The following is a 17720-nucleotide window of genomic DNA, read 5'->3' as shown; positions in this document are numbered from 1 at the left end:
TGCATGGCGTAATGAAACGTTTTCTTATTTTATCTCTGAGTGCTCCCCTTGTTTCTATGCTGGCTGCGTGCGCACCGGAACATTCCACGGTAGCGCCAATAAAAACGCAGGCGACAGCTGCATCTGTAAATACCCGACTTAACCATGCGGACTGGCCGAAAAACGAATGGTGGAAAGAGTATAACGACCCGCAGCTGAATGCGCTTATTGCGAAAGCGATAGCGTATGCCCCGGATATGCAAATTGCCCGGCAACGTATTACGCTCGCGGAAGCACAGGCGAAGGCCGCTATTGCTGCCAATGGCCCACAGCTGGATTTTTCTGCGGATGTTGAACGACAGAAAATGTCGGCAGAAGGCCTGATGGGCCCGTTCGCGCTGACCGATCCGGCAGCGGGAACGACCGGCCCATGGTACACCAATGGCACTTTTGGCCTCACGGCGGGGTGGGATCTGGATCTGTGGGGGAAAAATCGCGCCCGGATTGCCGCGCGTATCGGTAAAGTGAATGCGCAAAAAGCGGAGCTGGAGCAGACTCGCCAGCTGCTTGCCAGCAGCGTTGCGCGCCTTTACTGGGCGTGGCAGACCCAGGCCGCTGCCGGGGATGTCCTTTCCCAAATTAAGCAGGAGCAGAAAAATATTATCGATGCCGATCGTGAACTGTATCAGCACGGTATTACCTCCTCGGTGGAGGGCGTCGAAACCGATATTTATGCCAGCAAAACGGATGAACAGTTAGCGGACGTGAAGGGCAAAATGAAGGCCATTGAGGCGCGACTGACTGCGTTGACCGGTACATCGCCCATAGCGCTTACGCGCCATGCGTTGCCTGCGACAGAAGCCTCGCTCCCTTCAACGCTGGGATATGAACTGCTGGCGCGCCGCCCGGATCTTCAGGAGGCGCACTGGTATATAGAAGCCTCCCTGAGCGAGGTGGAGGCCGCCAGAGCAGCATTCTATCCTGACGTGAATCTGATGGCCTTCTTACAGCAGGATGCCCTGCACCTCAGCGATCTGTTCCGCTCTTCCGCTCAGCAGATGGGCGTGACCGCCGGTTTGACCCTGCCGATTTTCGACAGCGGCAGGCTGAACGCCAATCTGGATAGTGCCCAGGCGCAGAATAACCTCTCTGTCGCGAACTACAACAAAGCGGTGGTGGAGGCGGTGAATCAGGTGGCGCGTACGGCCAGCGAAGTCGAAACCCTGACGGCAAAAAACCGTCACCAGCAGCAGGTCGAAAAAGACGCGGCACGTGTAGTGGCGCTGGCGCAGGCTCGTTTTAGGGCAGGTATCCTTGCGGGGTCGCGGGTCAGCGAAGCCAGAATCCCGGCGCTTAAAGAACACCTTGAGACGGTCATGCTGAAAGGACAGTATATCGACGCCACGCTGCAACTAACGTCGGCGCTGGGGGGCGGCTATCATCACGGCTAAAAAGATGCGTTATCTATACTTATCTCTTTGCTGTTTTTCAGGAGGTGAGTATGACCAGAGTAGCGATTGTTACCGCATCGGATTCCGGGATTGGTAAAACCACGGCCCTGATGCTGGCAGAGCGTGGGTTTGATATTGGCATTACCTGGCATTCTGATGAAAAAGGTGCGCTGGAAACCTGCCGTGAAGTGGAAGCGAAGGGGCAGCGAGCAGAGGCTGTCCATCTCGATTTAAGCACGCTCCCGGAAGGTGCTGAAGCCATTGACGTGCTGATTGCGCGTTTCGGTCGGCTGGACGTGCTGGTTAACAATGCCGGGGCGATGACCAAAGCGCCCTTCCTGGAGATGCCGTTTGACGACTGGCGGAACATCTTCACCGTCGACGTGGACGGTGCGTTTCTCTGTTCGCAGATTGCGGCGCGGCAGATGGTGAAGCAGGGGGAAGGAGGGCGAATTGTCAACATTACCTCGGTGCATGAGCACACGCCGCTGCCGGAGGCCAGCGCCTACACCGCTGCGAAACATGCGCTCGGCGGCCTGACCAAATCCATGGCGATAGAACTGGTTAAGCACAACATTCTGGTGAACGCCGTTGCGCCGGGTGCCATTGCCACACCCATGAACGATATGGACGACAGCGAAGTGAAAGAAGGCTCAATGCCGGAAATCCCGCTGGCGCGCCCCGGGCATACGAGAGAAATCGCCAGCCTGGTGGCGTGGCTGTGCGACAGCGACGCCAGCTATACCACCGGGCAATCGTTTATCGTTGACGGGGGTTTTATGCTGGCGAATCCGCAGTTTAAGCCGGAGGGGTAGCTACTTTTTGCCCTCTCCCTGTGGGAGAGGGTGAGGGTCAGGGCATCAGGTCGCACCCGGCTACGCCTCATCCCGCGCCTTTTCCCGATGTTTCAGCCACAGCCTGACGCCAATCACCGCCACAACCACGACAAGCAACCATGCCCAGTGCTTCAGATGCTGGTCGAGATTATGCAGCCACGGACCTATCACCTCGCCTCCCACGTAACCGAGCGTCGTAAAGATCAGCGCCCAGGCAATGGCGCCAAGAATATTCAGCGGCAGGAAAATTTTCGGCGGCAGACGGCTGGCGCCAATCAGTATCGGCCCGATTATCCTGAAGCCGTACATAAAACGGGTGCCTATAACGAACAGGTAAGGGTGGCGCTGGATCATGCGCTGCGCGCGGTTAATTTTCTTTTTGTGTTTAGCGAAACGCTTGAGAAGCGTCGGACCAAAGCGCAGACCCAGAAAGTAGAGTAGCTGATCGCCAATCATGCCGCCCAGCGCGACCGCAGCGACGACCAGCGGAAATTTCAGTAAGCCCTGATGCGCGGCGACGCCGCCTAACAGCGTGATGGTTTCACCTTCTGCCACGCTACCAATGACCAGCGCGGCATAGCCATATTGTTCAATGAGTGCGTTAATATCCATTACGTAAATGTTATCTCCCTCAGCGTACCTCGTTTAATCATATACCCCATGAATCAACAGCGGGGAAATCAACGGAAATTTCCCACTGTACATAAAATAATCTAAAGCCTGCATTATACTTAAGGTATCGCTGACGGGCCGACAACAAGGGGGCGCTATGAACCATGTCTGGGGACTTTTCTCCCATCCCGATCGTGAAATGCATGTCATCAAAAGTGAGAACGAAACGGTCTCGCATCATTACACCCACCATGTGCTGCTGATGGCCGCGGTGCCGGTAATATGCGCGTTTATTGGCACAACACAAATCGGCTGGAATTTCGGTGACGGCACCGTGGTTCAGCTTTCCTGGTTTACCGGGCTTTATCTTGCCATTCTCTTTTATGGCCTGATGCTGGCGGGCGTGGCGGTCATGGGGCGTGTCATTCACTGGATGGCACGTAACTATCCGCAACGTCCATCGCTGGCGCGCTGTATGGTCTTCGCTGGATACGTCGCGACCCCGCTGTTCTTAAGCGGTATTGTTGCACTGTATCCACTGGTCTGGTTGTGCGCACTGATCGGTACAATTGCTCTCTGTTACACAGGTTATCTGCTGTATCTGGGGGTTCCAACCTTCCTGAATATCAACAAAGAAGAGGGGCTGAGCTTCTCCAGCTCCACACTGGCTATCGGTGTGCTGGTGCTGGAGGCGTTACTGGCACTGACGGTTATTCTTTGGGGTTATGGATACCGTCTCTTCTAAGCTCACTGCATTGCTGGCGTAAATGCCAGCAATGCAGCATCTGTTCACGATTATCCGCTGGCGACAAAGCACTGTGACGGCTATGATGCCGAAGCCAGCCTGCGTTTATCCGTCGACGCAGGCGGTGTACGTCATTACGTGCGTGAATAATTATCAGAAGTCTCACCATGCTGAAATTCCGAGTCTCTTTACTTAGCCTGGCGCTGTTGCTGGGGGCGTCCGCTGCTGTGCCAGCCGTCGCTAAAACGCCCGCGGTGACCACTGCTGCTGCCCAGCCGCAAATTGCATCCGGCAGCGCGATGATTGTCGACCTCAACACCAATAAGGTGATTTACGCCAGCCATCCGGACCTGGTGCGCCCGATCGCTTCAATAACCAAATTAATGACCGCGATGGTGGTGCTTGATGCCCATCTGCCGCTGGACGAAAAACTGAAAGTGGATATCAGCCACACGCCAGAGATGAAAGGGATCTACTCTCGCGTGCGCCTGAACAGCGAAATCAGCCGTAAAAACATGCTGCTGCTGGCGCTGATGTCATCCGAAAACCGTGCGGCCGCGAGCCTGGCACACCACTATCCTGGTGGTTACGACGCGTTTATTCGCGCGATGAACGCCAAAGCCAAAGCGCTGGGGATGAACAATACGCACTATGTTGAACCGACGGGTCTGTCGATTAACAACGTCTCGACGGCCCGCGATCTGACGAAACTGCTGATTGCCAGCAAGCAGTATCCGCTGATTGGCCAGCTCAGCACGACCCGTGAAGAGATGGCGACCTTTGCCAACCCGGCCTATACGCTGCCGTTCCGCAACACTAACCATCTGGTTTACCGGGATAACTGGAACATTCAGCTAACGAAAACCGGATTCACCAACGCGGCAGGACACTGTCTGGTGATGCGTACCGTGTTTAACGGTAAGCCGGTGGCGCTGGTGGTGATGGATGCCTTCGGGAAATATACTCACTTTGCGGATGCGAGCCGCCTGCGGACCTGGATTGAGACCGGGAAAGTGCAGCCTGTACCGGCCGCGGCTTTGACGTATAAAAAGCAGAAAGCGGAGCAGATGGCGACGGCGCAGAACGATTAGGTACCTCTGCGCGCTGATGCCCTCACACCAACCCTCTCCCACAGGGAGAGGGAGAACACACTAAAAACGGTAACCCAGGTTACCGTTTTGCTTTTATTCCGGCAGCGTCCAGTCCCCGTCGTTGAGCGGGCGCTGCATAATCAACGTATCCCGCCAGTCGCCTTTCTTGTATCCCACGCTGCGCAGCTGACCGACAATCTCGAAGCCATGCTTTTTATGCAGCCGCAACGAACCGGCGTTGTTATTGCCATCTCCCACTACGGCAATCATCTGCCGCCACGGGCCTTGTTCGCAGCGTGCGATAAGCGCATCCATTAATGCCGTGCCAAAACCGCGGCCGGTGGTGCTGGCGTCCACGTAAATCGACTCTTCCAGGGTATAGCGGTAGGCGTGTCGCGGTCGGTAAGGACTGGCATAGCAGTAACCCACCACGATGCCGCGATACAGTGCGATGAGCCACGGTAAACCGTTCTCAGCCACGCTTTTCATACGCTGGCGCATTTCGTCGATAGTCGGGGGGACTTCTTCAAAGGACGCGCGTCCGTGAAGCACATGCCAGGCATAAATTGCGGTGATGGCATGCACATCATCGGGAAGGGCGTCGCGCACTTCCAGTTCGGTTTCGGATAAAACGTCAACAGCCGACATGATGTGCCTGCTCCTCGTGATGGCATGCCGGAGAAACGTTTCTCCGGCGACAGACCGCTACTCTATTACGATTAACAAGCGCTAAACAATCTCTCAAATTTGGCTGTAGGAATTAATCAGACGCTTGCGTTAAGTGCTGCTCCGCGTCTGGGCTCTCTTTCCAGTATTTCTTCCGCGTTGTTTTACCAATGCCGGGGTTCATGCTGTTTGTAGGGTCATTCTCGCGATAAAACTGCTTAAGTGCGTCAGGAGCTTTATAAAGATGCCCGACGTTGTGTTCCGCAGGATATTGTGCGCCACGCTCGTGAAGAAGGGCGAGCATCTGCTCTTTCAGTTCGTGGGCATCAACTCCTTTTTTGACAATGTAATCCTGATGGAAGACATAGCACATAAAATGGCCGTAATAGAGCTTATGCACCAGCTTGCTGTCAATTTCCGGCGGCAAATGCTCAAACCACTCGGTGTCGTTACGGCGCAGGGCAATATCCAGCGCCAGGATATCTTCCACCTCGTCAGAGTGTACTGCCTGGTAACGGATAGCGGCTCCCGCCGCGGCAAAACGGTGCAGGAAGGCTTTGCTGCCCTCTTCAGGGGTACAGGCGAAGAAATCCCCTTCGGCGGTTTTGAAGAAGTCGGTCAGCCAGGCCTGCGCTTCGGCAATCCCGTCCCCGGCCATTTTCAGCAGCAGATGATGTTCGTACTTATCACGCCAGGTTTTCATTCGCTCCGGCAAATGCGCCGGGAAAACGTTGCCCAGCTTCTGCATAAAGCGGTCGGTGAAGTGAGGTTTGAACAGCGACACTTTCTCCAGCATCGCATCGGTGCGGCCCTTCATGGTGAAGAAGAACGGCATTTTGTCGGTGCCGAGCTTGTCGATCATCAGGAACGTATCTTTGCCGTAACGCTCGGCAATGTCGTAAATGTCCCGATGCATATATTCGCCCGCCACCGGCAGGTGGGTGAATTCGCCCAAAATATGACGACGGATTTCGGTTAACACTTCAGGCTGGTTGGTGCCGATATAAAACACCTGCTGCTTTTTCTCTGCCGGGAAGGTGTCAAGACGCACCGCGAAAACGGCAAGTTTGCCCGCACAGCCGGAGGACTCAAACAGACGGTCAGGGTCGGCGTTATAGCGCGCCGGCGTATCGGCGTCGATATCGCGCACGCGGATAATGTAGTCATGGTCGTGCGCGTGGCGGCCGTCGTGCTGCACGTCTTCGTCCTTCACGCGATCGTCGTCGAGCTTGCTGAGGATCTGCTCTGGCGTTACGCCGAGATCGATACCCAGATGGTTCACCAGCGTCAGCTTGCCGTCTTCATTGATACGGGCAAACAGCGACATCTCGGTGTAAGCCGGGCCGCGCTGCACCAGCGAGCCGCCGGAGTTATTGCAGATCCCACCGACGACCGAGGCGCCAATGCAGGAGGAGCCGATCACCGAATGCGGTTCTCGTCCCAGCGGCTTAAGCGCTTTTTCCAGCGAGTAAAGAGTGGTACCAGGGAAGGCGAGTACCTGCTCGCCTTTATCCAGCAGATGCAGCTTGTCGAGGCGCAGAGTGCTGATAATCACGATGTCACGATCGTAATCGTTGCCGTTCGGCGTAGAACCTTCGGTCAGGCCGGTGTTGGCCGCCTGCATTAATATAATCTTGTCGGCGGCAACGCAGGCGCTCAGCACGCGCCACAGTTCCAGCAGCGTGCCCGGAAAGACCACCGCCAGCGCCTCGCCCTGACCGGAGCGGAAACCCTTACGGTAGCGGGCGGTTTTAGCCGGGTCGGTAAGCAGGTGAGAGGAGCCAACCAGGCGCGACAGTTCGTTAATGAATGTTTTGTTATCGTCAGTTCGAACAGAAGACATCTTCCACTCCTTGTGGTGGGGCAAATTTCTCGCTGTAAAGCATAGCGCGATTAACAGTTTCGCGGTCTACTATTCATGAGAAAAATCAGAGAATAACCCTGCAAGCAAAAGAGGGTTTATGGCACACTGCGCTTTTCGCCCGGACCGGTGGCCTTCTTCCGGCGGTTAATGATGAGAGAGTAACGACATGAGATGGATATGTTCTTTAGGTGTCGCCGTCAGCCTGGCGCTGCAGCCTGCGCTGGCAGATGAGTTGTTTGGCAATCACCCGCTTACGCCTGAAGCCCGGGACGCATTTGTCACGGAACTGCTTAAAAAGATGACGGTTGATGAGAAGATCGGCCAGCTGCGTCTGATAAGCGTCGGCCCGGATAACCCGAAAGAGGCCATCCGGGAGATGATCAAAGAAAGCCAGGTGGGCGCCATCTTTAACACCGTCACCCGCCAGGATATCCGCAAAATGCAGGATCAGGTGATGGCGCTTAGCCGCCTGAAGATCCCTCTCTTCTTCGCCTATGACGTGGTACACGGCCAGCGCACCGTCTTCCCTATCAGTCTCGGCCTGGCCTCCTCCTTTAACCTCGATGCGGTGAAAACCGTCGGTCGCGTGTCGGCTTATGAAGCGGCGGATGACGGCCTGAACATGACCTGGGCTCCGATGGTCGATGTCTCGCGCGATCCGCGCTGGGGCCGCGCATCGGAAGGCTTCGGTGAAGATACGTATTTAACCGCCACGATGGGCAAAACCATGGTGGAAGCGATGCAGGGCAAAAGCCCGGCAGACCGCTATTCGGTGATGACCAGCGTCAAACACTTCGCGGCCTATGGCGCAGTGGAGGGCGGTAAAGAGTACAACACTGTCGACATGAGCCCGCAGCGCCTGTTCAACGACTATATGCCGCCGTACAAGGCAGGGCTGGATGCAGGCAGCGGCGCGGTGATGGTGGCGCTTAACTCGCTGAACGGCACGCCGGCGACCTCCGATTCGTGGCTGCTGAAAGACGTGCTGCGTGACCAGTGGGGCTTTAAGGGCATCACCGTGTCTGACCACGGCGCGATTAAAGAGCTGATCAAACACGGCACTGCATCCGACCCGGAAGACGCCGTGCGCGTGGCGCTGAAGTCTGGCATCAACATGAGCATGAGCGATGAATACTACAGCAAATACCTGCCGGGGCTGGTGAAGAGCGGCAAGGTGACGATGGCGGAGCTGGACGATGCCACGCGCCACGTGCTGAACGTGAAATATGACATGGGGTTGTTTAACGATCCTTACAGCCACCTGGGACCAAAAGATTCCGACCCGGCGGACACCAATGCTGAAAGCCGCCTGCACCGCAAAGAAGCGCGTGATGTGGCGCGCGAAAGCCTGGTGCTGCTGAAGAACCGCCTCGACACACTGCCGCTGAAAAAATCCGGCACCATTGCCGTGGTGGGCCCACTGGCTGACAGCAAACGCGACGTGATGGGCAGCTGGTCTGCGGCAGGCGTCGCCGATCAGTCCGTGACCGTGCTGACCGGTATCAAGAGCGCCGTCGGTGAAAACGCCAAAGTGGTGTACGCCAAAGGGGCAAACGTCACTAATGATAAAGACATCGTCACCTTCCTCAACCAGTACGAGGAAGCGGTGAAGGTCGATCCGCGCACGCCGAAAGAGATGATCGACGAAGCGGTAAACGCGGCTAAGCAGTCGGACGTTGTTGTCGCGGTCGTGGGCGAAGCGCAGGGAATGGCGCATGAAGCTTCCAGCCGTACCGATATCACTATTCCGCAGAGTCAGCGCGATCTGATTGCCGCCCTGAAAGCCACCGGCAAGCCGCTGGTGCTGGTGCTGATGAACGGTCGTCCGCTGGCGCTGGTGAAAGAAGACCAGCAGGCAGATGCCATTCTGGAAACCTGGTTCGCCGGTACCGAAGGCGGTAACGCTATCGCCGACGTGCTGTTTGGCGATTACAACCCGTCCGGCAAGCTGCCGATGTCCTTCCCGCGCTCCGTCGGGCAGATCCCGGTTTATTACAGCCACCTGAACACCGGTCGCCCGTACAACGCCGACAAGCCGAACAAGTACACGTCACGTTACTTCGATGAAGCCAACGGCCCGCTGTATCCGTTTGGTTATGGTCTGAGCTACACCACCTTCAAGGTCTCCGAGGTGAAAATGTCGGCCCCGACCCTGAAGCGTGATGGCAAAGTGACCGCCAGCGTCGAGGTGACCAACACCGGCAAGCGCGAAGGGGCAACGGTGATTCAGATGTACGTGCAGGATGTCACTGCGTCGATGAGTCGTCCCGTGAAGCAGCTGCGTGGTTTCGAAAAGGTTGACCTGAAGCCGGGTGAAACCAAAACCATCAGCTTCCCGATTGACGTGGATGCGCTGAAGTTCTGGAACCAGCAGATGAAATACGATGCGGAACCCGGCAAATTTAACGTCTTTATCGGGGTGGACTCCGCTCGCGTGAATAAAGGCGAGTTCGAACTGCTGTAACCTTTCCTGCCTTTGCATCCCCCCGTCCTGCGGGGGATGCATCTTACCTTATGCTAAAAAGGCATTTTGACGGTTAATTCTGCCGTTTTAAGCTACGCTTTTCTCTCAAGCCTCTGAAAAAGGCAGCAAAAAAATGAGGATAGCGGAATGACGATTATTAAGGGGATGTTGGGATCGGCGGCATTACTGGCGGCGCTGAGTGTGCCGTTACAGGCGGCGGAGCCGGTAAAAGTGGGTTCCAAGATCGATACCGAAGGCGCGCTGCTCGGGAATATTATTTTGCAGGTGCTGGAAAGCCACGGTCTGAAAACCGTCAATAAAGTCCAGCTCGGCACCACGCCCGTGGTGCGCGGGGCGATTACCTCCGGCGAACTGGATATCTACCCGGAATACACCGGCAACGGGGCATTCTTCTTTAAAGATGAAAACGATCCAGCATGGAAAAACGCCAAAGCCGGGTATGAGAAAGTCAAAAAACTCGACGCGGAACAGAACAAACTGGTCTGGCTGACCCCGGCTCCTGCCAACAATACCTGGACCATCGCTGTGCGCAAAGATGTGGCGGAGAAAGGTAAGCTGACCTCACTGACGGATCTTAGCCGCTACCTGAAAGAGAAGGGTGATTTTAAGCTTGCGGCGTCCGCAGAGTTTATCGAGCGTCCTGACGCGCTGCCCGCGTTCGAAAAAGCCTACGGTTTCAAACTCGACCAGGCGCAGCTGCTCTCTCTGGCGGGCGGGGATACTGCGGTGACCATCAAAGCCGCAGCGCAGCAAACCTCGGGTGTTAATGCGGCCATGGCCTACGGTACCGATGGCCCGGTGGCGGCGCTCGGCCTGCAGACCCTGACCGATCCTAAAGGCGTTCAGCCGATTTACGCCCCGACCCCGGTCGTGCGTGAGGCGGTGCTGAAAGCCCATCCGGAGATTGCCGACTGGCTCAAGCCGGTCTTCGAAAAGCTGGATGAAAAAACGCTGCAGCAGCTGAATGCCAGCATTGCCGTCGAGGGACTGGATGCCAAAAAAGTGGCCGCCGACTTCCTGAAACAACAAGGGCTTGTGAAGTAACGGGAAAGGGCTGTGCCAATAAAATGTCATAACCGCGTACTGCTGCTGTTGGCCTGCACGGCCATCGCGGCGGTCGCGTTACCGTTTGTGAATGTCGCCCCTAACCGCCTGATGTCGGGGGAGGGAAAAGCGCTCTGGCAGGTCTGGTCGTTTACGCCGGGGTGGCTGGCGGCGTCGCTGGGCGCGTGGGTGATCCTGTCGCTCTGTCAGGGACGCCCGGCGCAGTGGCTGACGCTGCTCCTCTCCGAAGGGCTGTTTATTCTCCTGTTCTGGAGTGCCGGACTGGCGGCGACGCATATGGCGTCGGCGGAAAGTCCACTGGCGAGGACCTCTATAGGCAGCGGCCTCTGGCTGTGGCTGGCGCTCTGTTTGCTGGCCTGCAGCGATGCGATTCGTCGACTCATCTCCAGTGCCGTCTGGCGCTGGGTACTGAATGCGCAGATTTGGTGTATACCCTTGTTCCTGCTGTTCAGCGGGGAGCTGAACAATCTCTCGCTGTTAAAAGAGTACGCCAACCGCCAGGAGGTATTTGATGATGCCCTGGCGCAACACCTGACGATCCTCTTCGGCACGCTCCTTCCGGCGCTTCTGCTCGGGATTTCGCTGGGCATGTGGTGTTACCGCCATCCTTCCCGCCAGGGCAGCATTTTTGCCGTGCTCAACGTCATCCAGACGATTCCTTCCGTTGCGCTGTTTGGCCTGCTGATTGCCCCGCTGGCCGGGCTGGTGAAGTCGTTTCCGGTGCTGGGCGCGGCAGGCATCGCCGGAACGGGATTAACCCCGGCGCTTATCGCGCTGGTGCTCTATGCACTGTTGCCGCTGGTGCGCGGTGTGGTCGCGGGGTTAAGCCAGGTCGCGCCGGATGTGCTGGAAAGCGCCCATGCCATGGGGATGAGCGCGCGGCAGTGTTTCTGGAAGATACAGCTCCCGCTGGCGCTACCCCTGCTGCTGCGCAGCCTGCGGGTAGTCGCCGTTCAGACCGTGGGCATGGCGGTGATCGCTGCGCTGATTGGCGCGGGTGGCTTTGGTGCGCTGGTGTTCCAGGGGCTGCTGAGCAGTGCTCTCGATTTGGTGTTGCTGGGCGTGGTGCCCACGATTGCGCTGGCGGTGGTTGTCGACGCGCTGTTTGCCTTATGGCTCGCGCTGCTCAGGAGAAGCGCCAATGATTGAATTTCATGATGTCAGTAAAACCTTTGCGGGTCGCCCGGCGGCGAGCCATCTCAACCTGAACTTTGCCGAAGGCGCGTTTTCCGTGCTGATTGGTACGTCAGGGTCGGGAAAATCCACCACGCTGAAGATGATCAACCGTCTGGTCGAGCATGACAGTGGGCTGATCCGCTTTGCCGGGGAAGAGATCCGCAGTCTGCCGGTGCTGGAGTTGCGCCGTCGGATGGGCTATGCCATTCAGTCCATCGGACTGTTTCCCCACTGGACGGTGGCGCAAAACATTGCCACTGTGCTGCAGCTGGAGAAATGGTCGCGGGCTAAAACGGCTGACCGGGTGGAGGAACTGATGTCTCTGCTGGGGTTAGAGCCTGCCTTGCGCGACCGCTATCCGCACCAGCTTTCCGGTGGGCAGCAGCAGCGCGTGGGCGTGGCGCGCGCGCTGGCGGCCAATCCGCAGGTGTTGCTGATGGACGAACCCTTTGGTGCGCTGGATCCGGTGACGCGCGGGGCGCTGCAGACGGAAATGACCCGTATTCACCGCATTCTCGGAAGGACGATTGTCCTCGTGACGCACGATATTGATGAAGCTCTGCGCCTGGCCGACTATCTGGTCCTGATGGATCACGGCGAAGTGGTGCAGCAGGGCGCGCCGCTCGCGCTGCTGACCAGCCCGAAGAACGACTTTGTGCGTGAGTTTTTTGGCCGCAGCGAGCTGGGCGTCAGGTTGCTCTCCCTGCGCACGGTCGGTGATTATATGCGTCGACAGGATACGTCGCTCGCCGGTGAACCGCTACAGGCGCAAATGACCCTGCGGGATGCTCTCTCCGCGTTTGTGGCGCGCCAGTGTGAAGTGCTACCCGTTTCGGATGCCCGGGGGGCACCGTGCGGAAGCTTACATTTTCGCGATCTGCTGGCCGGGGAGGTGACGCGTGAAGGCTCTGCGTGATCCGCTCCTCTGGCTGGTAGCGCTGTTTGTCGCCTTACTGTTTTTGATGCCTCACAGCGCGGTACTGTTCAGCGCACTTTTCCCTGGGCTGCCGCGCCCGGTGTACCAGCAGGAGAGCTTTATTAATCTCGCCGTGGCGCATCTCTGGCTGGTGGCGATCTCCAGTTCTGTCGCGATTGTGCTGGGCACAGGTGCGGGTATCGCGGTGACCCGGCCTGCCGGGCGGGAGTTTCGTCCCCTGGTGGAAACCATCGCGGCTATTGGACAGACGTTTCCGCCGGTGGCGGTGCTGGCCATTGCGGTGCCGGTCATGGGATTTGGTCAGCAGCCTGCGCTTATCGCGCTGATTTTATACGGGGTGTTGCCCATTCTGCAGGGCACGCTGGCGGGTATTGCGGCTGTCCCGGCATCGGTGTTAAGCGTGGCAGAAGGTATGGGGATGAGTCGCTGGCAGCGGCTGCGCAAGGTGGAACTGCCGCTTGCAGCACCGGTTATCATTGCCGGGATCCGCACGTCGGTGATTATTAACATCGGGACGGCGACCATTGCGTCTACGGTGGGGGCCAATACGCTGGGAACGCCGATCATTATCGGCTTAAGCGGGTTTAACACGGCTTATATTGTGCAGGGGGCGGTGCTGGTCGCGCTGGCGGCTATCGTCGTCGACCGCCTTTTTGAGCGGCTGGCGATGTACCTCAGCCGACACCGCCACGAACAATAAACGAGTACCCTGCCAGCATTACGCCGCCGATACCGCTTACGGCCATCAGGACAAAAAGGGTAATCACGGCCAGTTTGGTTGCCTTCATCATGTGCTCCTGTTGTTAACGGAACAATTATACGGTGAAGCGCAGCTGTTAATGAACCATTAAATGCCGTTATGGCTCATCCGGGCCAAGGGAATAAACCGGATACCCATTCTCACGCCATTCCGTCAGCAGCTGTTGCTGCGTGGCGGACGGCACTTCGCCACACCAGACCAGCAGAGTCTGGCCGTCGAAAAACTCAGGCTTAAGCTGCGCCAGCGAGTGCGCAAGGACATCCACGCGCCAGCCCTGTTGAGTGGCAATCCACGCTTCCAGCCACAGGCGGGTGGTGTCGTGCACGTTCCAGCCGACCACCAGCGCATCTTTTCCGGCCTTGTTCTTCGCCGAGGCGAGGCAGACGGCAATGTAGTTAATCAGCACACCGTCGAGCATGCTGAGCAGCGCCTGCAGGGTGGACTGCTGGCATTGCAGGCGTCGACGGAGTGGAATGAAAAGATGGGCGATGAGCGTCTGTGCCGGATAATCGCGGCCCTGCTCTTTGATCCATGCGCGCAGGCGCTGCACATTACCCGCCTGCAGGAGCCGCAGCAGGGTTTCCTGCTGTTCGCGCCAGAGGTGCTGCGTGTCCGGGTCGTCGTGGCTCAGCAAGGACTTCACTTTACCGACCTGCACGCCGTTGTCTATCCAGCTTTTAATTTCGCGGATCCGGTCGATATCGGCATCGTTGAACAGGCGATGTCCGCCGTCCGTTCTCTGCGGTTTAAGCAATCCATACCGTCGCTGCCACGCCCGTAGGGTAACGGGATTGATATCACAAAGGAGTGCCACTTCACCTATCGTGTAAAGCGCCATATTTGCCCCCTGGCTTACGCGTTCCCAGCTTAACTGTAGACCCACTTTGCCGAACCAGGAAGGATTGATTGATTTTTGAACAAATAATGCGCAGGATGCGCGATGATCGGAAAAAGGTGTGATAACGGACACGATTTTGCGCTTTTTTGGGATGCTTCAAAGAAAGCAAACCTGCAACAGTGTATGTTACGCGTTTTTAGCGTGTGCGGTTTTGAGTATGTACGAGTTTAATCTGGTGCTGCTGTTGCTTCAGCAGATGTGCGTGTTTCTGGTCATCGCCTGGCTGATGAGCAAAACGCGTCTTTTTATCCCGCTGATGCAGGTCACCGTACGTCTGCCGCATAAGCTGCTCTGCTACGTCACCTTCTCTATTTTTTGCATAATGGGGACTTATTTTGGTCTTCATATCGAAGATTCTATCGCCAATACGCGCGCGATCGGCGCGGTGATGGGCGGGCTGCTTGGCGGCCCCGTCGTCGGTGGCCTTGTGGGGTTAACCGGCGGGCTGCATCGTTATTCCATGGGCGGGATGACGGCGCTCAGCTGTATGATCTCTACGATCGTGGAAGGGCTGCTTGGCGGCCTGGTACACAGCTACATGATCAAGCGTGGTCGCCCGGATAAAGTCTTTAGCCCGCTCACTGCCGGGGCGATCACCTTTGTTGCCGAAATGGCGCAGATGGCGATCATCCTGCTGATTGCCCGTCCCTATGACGATGCGCTGCACCTGGTCAGCAGTATTGCGGCCCCGATGATGGTGACTAACACTGTCGGCGCGGCGCTGTTTATGCGCATTCTGCTTGATAAACGCGCCATGTTTGAGAAGTACACCTCGGCCTTTTCTGCCACGGCGTTGAAGGTTGCCGCCTCGACCGAAGGGATCCTGCGCCAGGGGTTCAACGAGGAGAACAGCATGAAGGTGGCGCAGGTGCTCTACAAAGAGCTCGATATCGGCGCGGTCGCCATCACCGATCGCGAAAAGCTGCTGGCGTTTACCGGCACCGGAGACGATCACCATCTGCCGGGCAAACCTATCTCCTCAACCTATACGCTGCGGGCCATTGAAACCGGCGAAGTAGTGTATGCCGATGGTAACGAAGTGCCTTATCGCTGCTCGCTGCATCCGCAGTGTAAGCTGGGCTCCACGCTCGTCATTCCGCTGCGCGGTGAAAATCAGCGGGTGATGGGCACCATCAAGCTGTATGAGGCGAAAAACCGCCTGTTCAGCTCCATCAACCGCACGCTGGGGGAGGGGATCGCTCAGCTGCTGTCAGCGCAAATCCTCGCCGGGCAGTATGAACGGCAGAAAGCCCTGTTAACGCAGTCTGAGATTAAGCTCCTGCATGCGCAGGTTAATCCGCATTTCCTGTTTAATGCCCTGAATACGCTTAAAGCGGTGATCCGCCGCGACAGCGATCAGGCCGCGCAGCTGGTGCAGTTTCTGTCGACCTTTTTCCGCAAGAACCTGAAACGTCCGTCAGAGATAGTGACCCTGTCCGATGAGATTGAGCACGTGAACGCCTATCTGCAGATTGAGCAGGCGCGTTTCCAGTCTCGCCTGCAGGTGTCGCTTTCCGTCCCGGATGACCTGGCGTATCAGCATCTTCCGGCCTTTACCCTGCAGCCTATCGTGGAAAATGCCATCAAACATGGAACTTCGCAGCTGCTGGGGATCGGAGAGATCACGATTGCTGCCAGCCGTTTTAACCATCATCTGGTGCTGGATATTGAAGATAATGCCGGGCTTTATCAGCCTTCCACGTCGGGCGGGCTAGGGATGAGCCTGGTGGATAAACGTCTGCGTGCCCACTTTGGCGACGACTGCGGTATTACCGTGGCCTGTGAGCCGGACCGATTTACCCGTATTACCGTTCGACTGCCGCTGGAGGAAAACGCATGTTAAGAGTGCTGATTGTGGATGATGAGCCGCTGGCACGGGAAAACCTGCGCGTTCTGCTGCAGGAGCAGCCAGATATTGAGGTTGTGGGAGAGTGTGCGAACGCCATTGAGGCCATTGGTGCCGTGCATAAGTTGCGCCCTGACGTGCTGTTCCTCGACATTCAAATGCCGCGTATCAGCGGGCTGGAGATGGTGGGTATGCTCGACCCGGCGCATCGTCCCTACATCGTGTTTCTGACGGCCTTCGACGAGTATGCCGTTAAGGCTTTTGAGGAGCACGCGTTTGATTATTTACTCAAGCCGATTGAAGAGAAGCGGCTGGAAAAGACCCTGAACCGGTTACGCCAGGAGCGAACCGTCCAGGATGTCACGCTGCTGCCAGAGAACCAGCAGCCGCTGAAATTTATCCCGTGCACCGGGCATAGCAGAATCTATCTTTTGCAGATGGATGATGTGGCCTTCGTGAGTAGCCGACTGAGCGGCGTGTTTGTCACCAGTGCAGAGGGAAATGAAGGGTTTACCGAACTGACTCTGCGCACGCTGGAGAGCCGCACGCCGCTGATCCGCTGTCATCGTCAGTATCTGGTGAACATGGCGCATCTGAAAGAGATCCGCCTGGAAGACAACGGCCAGGCCGAGCTGGTCCTGCGCGCCGGGCAGACTGTTCCCGTCAGCCGCCGCTATCTGAAAAGTTTGAAAGAGGCGATTGGCCTGTAAAGCTGGTACACTGCGCGCCATTGCAACATCGACATTCGAAGGCTCTATGCTCAGTAACGATATTCTCCGTAGCCTGCGCTACACCCTGAAAGCAAACAACAACGACATGGTGCGCATTCTTGCACTGTCCGACATGGAATCCACGTCTGCAGGCTTTGACACCTGGATGACCAAAGAGGATGAAGAGGGCTTCGTGCGCTGCCCCGACATCATTTTGTCGGGTTTCCTGAACGGTCTGATTTATGACAAGCGTGGCAAAGATGAGTCCGCCCCGGAGCTGGCGCTGGAGCGTCGCGTGAACAACAACACGGTACTGAAAAAGCTGCGCATCGCGTTCTCGCTGAAAACGGACGATATTGTGGCGATCATGACAGAGCAAAAATACCGCGTATCCGTGCCGGAAGTGACTGCCATGATGCGCGCGCCGGACCACAAAAACTACCGCGAGTGCGGCGATCAGTTTCTGCGTAATTTTCTGCGCGGGCTGACCCACCGGGTGCATCACCCTAAAGCGTAAAGGCAGCATGGGTGCGGCCTGATGCCCTCACCCCGACCCTCTCCCTGTGGGTGTACAGTCCGGGGACATAGTGAACACTTGT

The 17720-nt window shown here is 57.1% G+C and carries 17 protein-coding genes; 12 read left to right on the top strand and 5 right to left on the bottom strand.

What is annotated here, in order from left to right; translation table 11 throughout:
* Positions 1 to 11: 11 nt before the first annotated feature.
* Together mdtQ and L977_RS06275 are read left to right on the top strand one after the other, a co-directional pair.
* Positions 12 to 1430: a multidrug resistance outer membrane protein MdtQ gene (gene mdtQ, locus L977_RS06280; RefSeq protein WP_047625323.1), complete on the top strand. Its 1419-nt coding sequence runs from the start codon at positions 12 to 14 to the stop codon at positions 1428 to 1430.
* A gap of 50 nt (positions 1431 to 1480) precedes the next feature.
* A complete protein-coding gene (locus L977_RS06275) occupies positions 1481 to 2245 on the top strand; it encodes an SDR family oxidoreductase (protein WP_080286613.1) in 765 nt (254 codons plus the stop codon).
* Between the two features lie 60 nt (positions 2246 to 2305).
* Here the strand turns inward: L977_RS06275 and L977_RS06270 are convergent, their stop codons facing one another.
* A complete protein-coding gene (locus tag L977_RS06270; RefSeq protein WP_047625321.1) occupies positions 2306 to 2878 on the bottom strand; it encodes a DedA family protein in 573 nt (190 codons plus the stop codon).
* A 157-nt stretch (positions 2879 to 3035) separates the two neighbouring features.
* Between L977_RS06270 and L977_RS06265 the strand changes: the two genes are divergently transcribed.
* Positions 3036 to 3623, top strand: a complete 588-nt coding sequence (locus L977_RS06265) for a Yip1 family protein (RefSeq protein ID WP_014884553.1) — start codon at positions 3036 to 3038, stop codon at positions 3621 to 3623.
* A 167-nt stretch (positions 3624 to 3790) separates the two neighbouring features.
* Positions 3791 to 4714 (top strand): D-alanyl-D-alanine endopeptidase, encoded by a 924-nt coding sequence (pbpG, locus tag L977_RS06260; protein WP_014884552.1) that lies wholly within the window; start codon positions 3791 to 3793, stop codon positions 4712 to 4714.
* Positions 4715 to 4807: 93 nt separating this feature from the next.
* Here the strand turns inward: pbpG and L977_RS06255 are convergent, their stop codons facing one another.
* Both L977_RS06255 and dld read right to left on the bottom strand, forming a co-directional pair.
* Positions 4808 to 5362 (bottom strand): GNAT family N-acetyltransferase, encoded by a 555-nt coding sequence (locus tag L977_RS06255; RefSeq protein ID WP_047625319.1) that lies wholly within the window; start codon positions 5360 to 5362, stop codon positions 4808 to 4810.
* Positions 5363 to 5474: 112 nt separating this feature from the next.
* The gene (dld, locus tag L977_RS06250; RefSeq protein WP_047625317.1) at positions 5475 to 7223 is read right to left on the bottom strand and encodes a D-lactate dehydrogenase; all 1749 of its coding nucleotides are present in this window, start codon (positions 7221 to 7223) and stop codon (positions 5475 to 5477) included.
* Positions 7224 to 7410: 187 nt separating this feature from the next.
* Between dld and bglX the strand changes: the two genes are divergently transcribed.
* The 5 genes from bglX (at position 7411) to L977_RS06225 (ending at position 13607) form a co-directional block, all read left to right on the top strand.
* Positions 7411 to 9708 carry a beta-glucosidase BglX gene (gene bglX, locus L977_RS06245; protein ID WP_023337541.1) on the top strand — a complete coding sequence of 766 codons (2298 nt, stop codon included), beginning with the start codon at positions 7411 to 7413 and terminating at the stop codon, positions 9706 to 9708.
* Positions 9709 to 9855: 147 nt separating this feature from the next.
* Entirely contained in the window at positions 9856 to 10773 is a 918-nt protein-coding gene (osmF, locus tag L977_RS06240) for a glycine betaine ABC transporter substrate-binding protein OsmF (protein WP_014884549.1), read from the top strand.
* 12 nt (positions 10774 to 10785) lie between these two features.
* Entirely contained in the window at positions 10786 to 11943 is a 1158-nt protein-coding gene (locus L977_RS06235) for an ABC transporter permease (RefSeq protein ID WP_014884548.1), read from the top strand.
* On the top strand, positions 11936 to 12886 hold the full coding sequence (locus tag L977_RS06230) for an ABC transporter ATP-binding protein (protein ID WP_047625316.1): 951 nt from the start codon (positions 11936 to 11938) through the stop codon (positions 12884 to 12886). Before L977_RS06235 ends, L977_RS06230 begins: the two co-directional genes overlap by 8 nt.
* A complete protein-coding gene (locus L977_RS06225) occupies positions 12870 to 13607 on the top strand; it encodes an ABC transporter permease (protein ID WP_014884546.1) in 738 nt (245 codons plus the stop codon). The genes L977_RS06230 and L977_RS06225 overlap by 17 nt, the downstream gene beginning before the upstream one ends.
* Here L977_RS06225 and L977_RS23620 read toward each other — a convergent pair.
* Both L977_RS23620 and mlrA read right to left on the bottom strand, forming a co-directional pair.
* Positions 13582 to 13695 (bottom strand): protein YohO, encoded by a 114-nt coding sequence (locus L977_RS23620; protein WP_010433613.1) that lies wholly within the window; start codon positions 13693 to 13695, stop codon positions 13582 to 13584. The genes L977_RS06225 and L977_RS23620 overlap by 26 nt on opposite strands.
* A gap of 69 nt (positions 13696 to 13764) precedes the next feature.
* Complete coding sequence (gene mlrA / locus L977_RS06220; RefSeq protein ID WP_014884545.1) at positions 13765 to 14505, bottom strand: HTH-type transcriptional regulator MlrA; 741 nt, start codon at positions 14503 to 14505, stop codon at positions 13765 to 13767.
* Between the two features lie 217 nt (positions 14506 to 14722).
* Between mlrA and L977_RS06215 the strand changes: the two genes are divergently transcribed.
* The 3 genes from L977_RS06215 to L977_RS06205 are packed head-to-tail and all read left to right on the top strand — an operon-like array spanning position 14723 to position 17638.
* Entirely contained in the window at positions 14723 to 16408 is a 1686-nt protein-coding gene (locus L977_RS06215) for a sensor histidine kinase (protein ID WP_047625315.1), read from the top strand.
* Complete coding sequence (btsR, locus tag L977_RS06210) at positions 16402 to 17121, top strand: two-component system response regulator BtsR (RefSeq protein WP_014884543.1); 720 nt, start codon at positions 16402 to 16404, stop codon at positions 17119 to 17121. Before L977_RS06215 ends, btsR begins: the two co-directional genes overlap by 7 nt.
* A gap of 46 nt (positions 17122 to 17167) precedes the next feature.
* Positions 17168 to 17638, top strand: a complete 471-nt coding sequence (locus tag L977_RS06205) for a DUF1456 family protein (protein ID WP_014884542.1) — start codon at positions 17168 to 17170, stop codon at positions 17636 to 17638.
* Positions 17639 to 17720: the final 82 nt, after the last annotated feature.

It is taken from the genome of Enterobacter sp. ZOR0014 (assembly GCF_000798855.1).
In the GTDB taxonomy this organism is placed as follows: Bacteria; Pseudomonadota; Gammaproteobacteria; order Enterobacterales; family Enterobacteriaceae; genus Enterobacter; species Enterobacter kobei.
This window is presented reverse-complemented; position numbering and strand designations above follow the sequence as displayed.

Coding starts and splice junctions, on each gene's coding strand:
- mdtQ (WP_047625323.1), top strand. CDS start 12: ATGAAACGTTTTCTTATTTTATCTCTGAGTGCTCCCCTTGTTTCTATG.
- L977_RS06275 (WP_080286613.1), top strand. CDS start 1,481: ATGACCAGAGTAGCGATTGTTACCGCATCGGATTCCGGGATTGGTAAA.
- L977_RS06270 (WP_047625321.1), bottom strand. CDS start 2,878: ATGGATATTAACGCACTCATTGAACAATATGGCTATGCCGCGCTGGTC.
- L977_RS06265 (WP_014884553.1), top strand. CDS start 3,036: ATGAACCATGTCTGGGGACTTTTCTCCCATCCCGATCGTGAAATGCAT.
- pbpG (WP_014884552.1), top strand. CDS start 3,791: ATGCTGAAATTCCGAGTCTCTTTACTTAGCCTGGCGCTGTTGCTGGGG.
- L977_RS06255 (WP_047625319.1), bottom strand. CDS start 5,362: ATGTCGGCTGTTGACGTTTTATCCGAAACCGAACTGGAAGTGCGCGAC.
- dld (WP_047625317.1), bottom strand. CDS start 7,223: ATGTCTTCTGTTCGAACTGACGATAACAAAACATTCATTAACGAACTG.
- bglX (WP_023337541.1), top strand. CDS start 7,411: ATGAGATGGATATGTTCTTTAGGTGTCGCCGTCAGCCTGGCGCTGCAG.
- osmF (WP_014884549.1), top strand. CDS start 9,856: ATGACGATTATTAAGGGGATGTTGGGATCGGCGGCATTACTGGCGGCG.
- L977_RS06230 (WP_047625316.1), top strand. CDS start 11,936: ATGATTGAATTTCATGATGTCAGTAAAACCTTTGCGGGTCGCCCGGCG.
- L977_RS23620 (WP_010433613.1), bottom strand. CDS start 13,695: ATGAAGGCAACCAAACTGGCCGTGATTACCCTTTTTGTCCTGATGGCC.
- mlrA (WP_014884545.1), bottom strand. CDS start 14,505: ATGGCGCTTTACACGATAGGTGAAGTGGCACTCCTTTGTGATATCAAT.
- L977_RS06215 (WP_047625315.1), top strand. CDS start 14,723: ATGTACGAGTTTAATCTGGTGCTGCTGTTGCTTCAGCAGATGTGCGTG.
- btsR (WP_014884543.1), top strand. CDS start 16,402: ATGTTAAGAGTGCTGATTGTGGATGATGAGCCGCTGGCACGGGAAAAC.
- L977_RS06205 (WP_014884542.1), top strand. CDS start 17,168: ATGCTCAGTAACGATATTCTCCGTAGCCTGCGCTACACCCTGAAAGCA.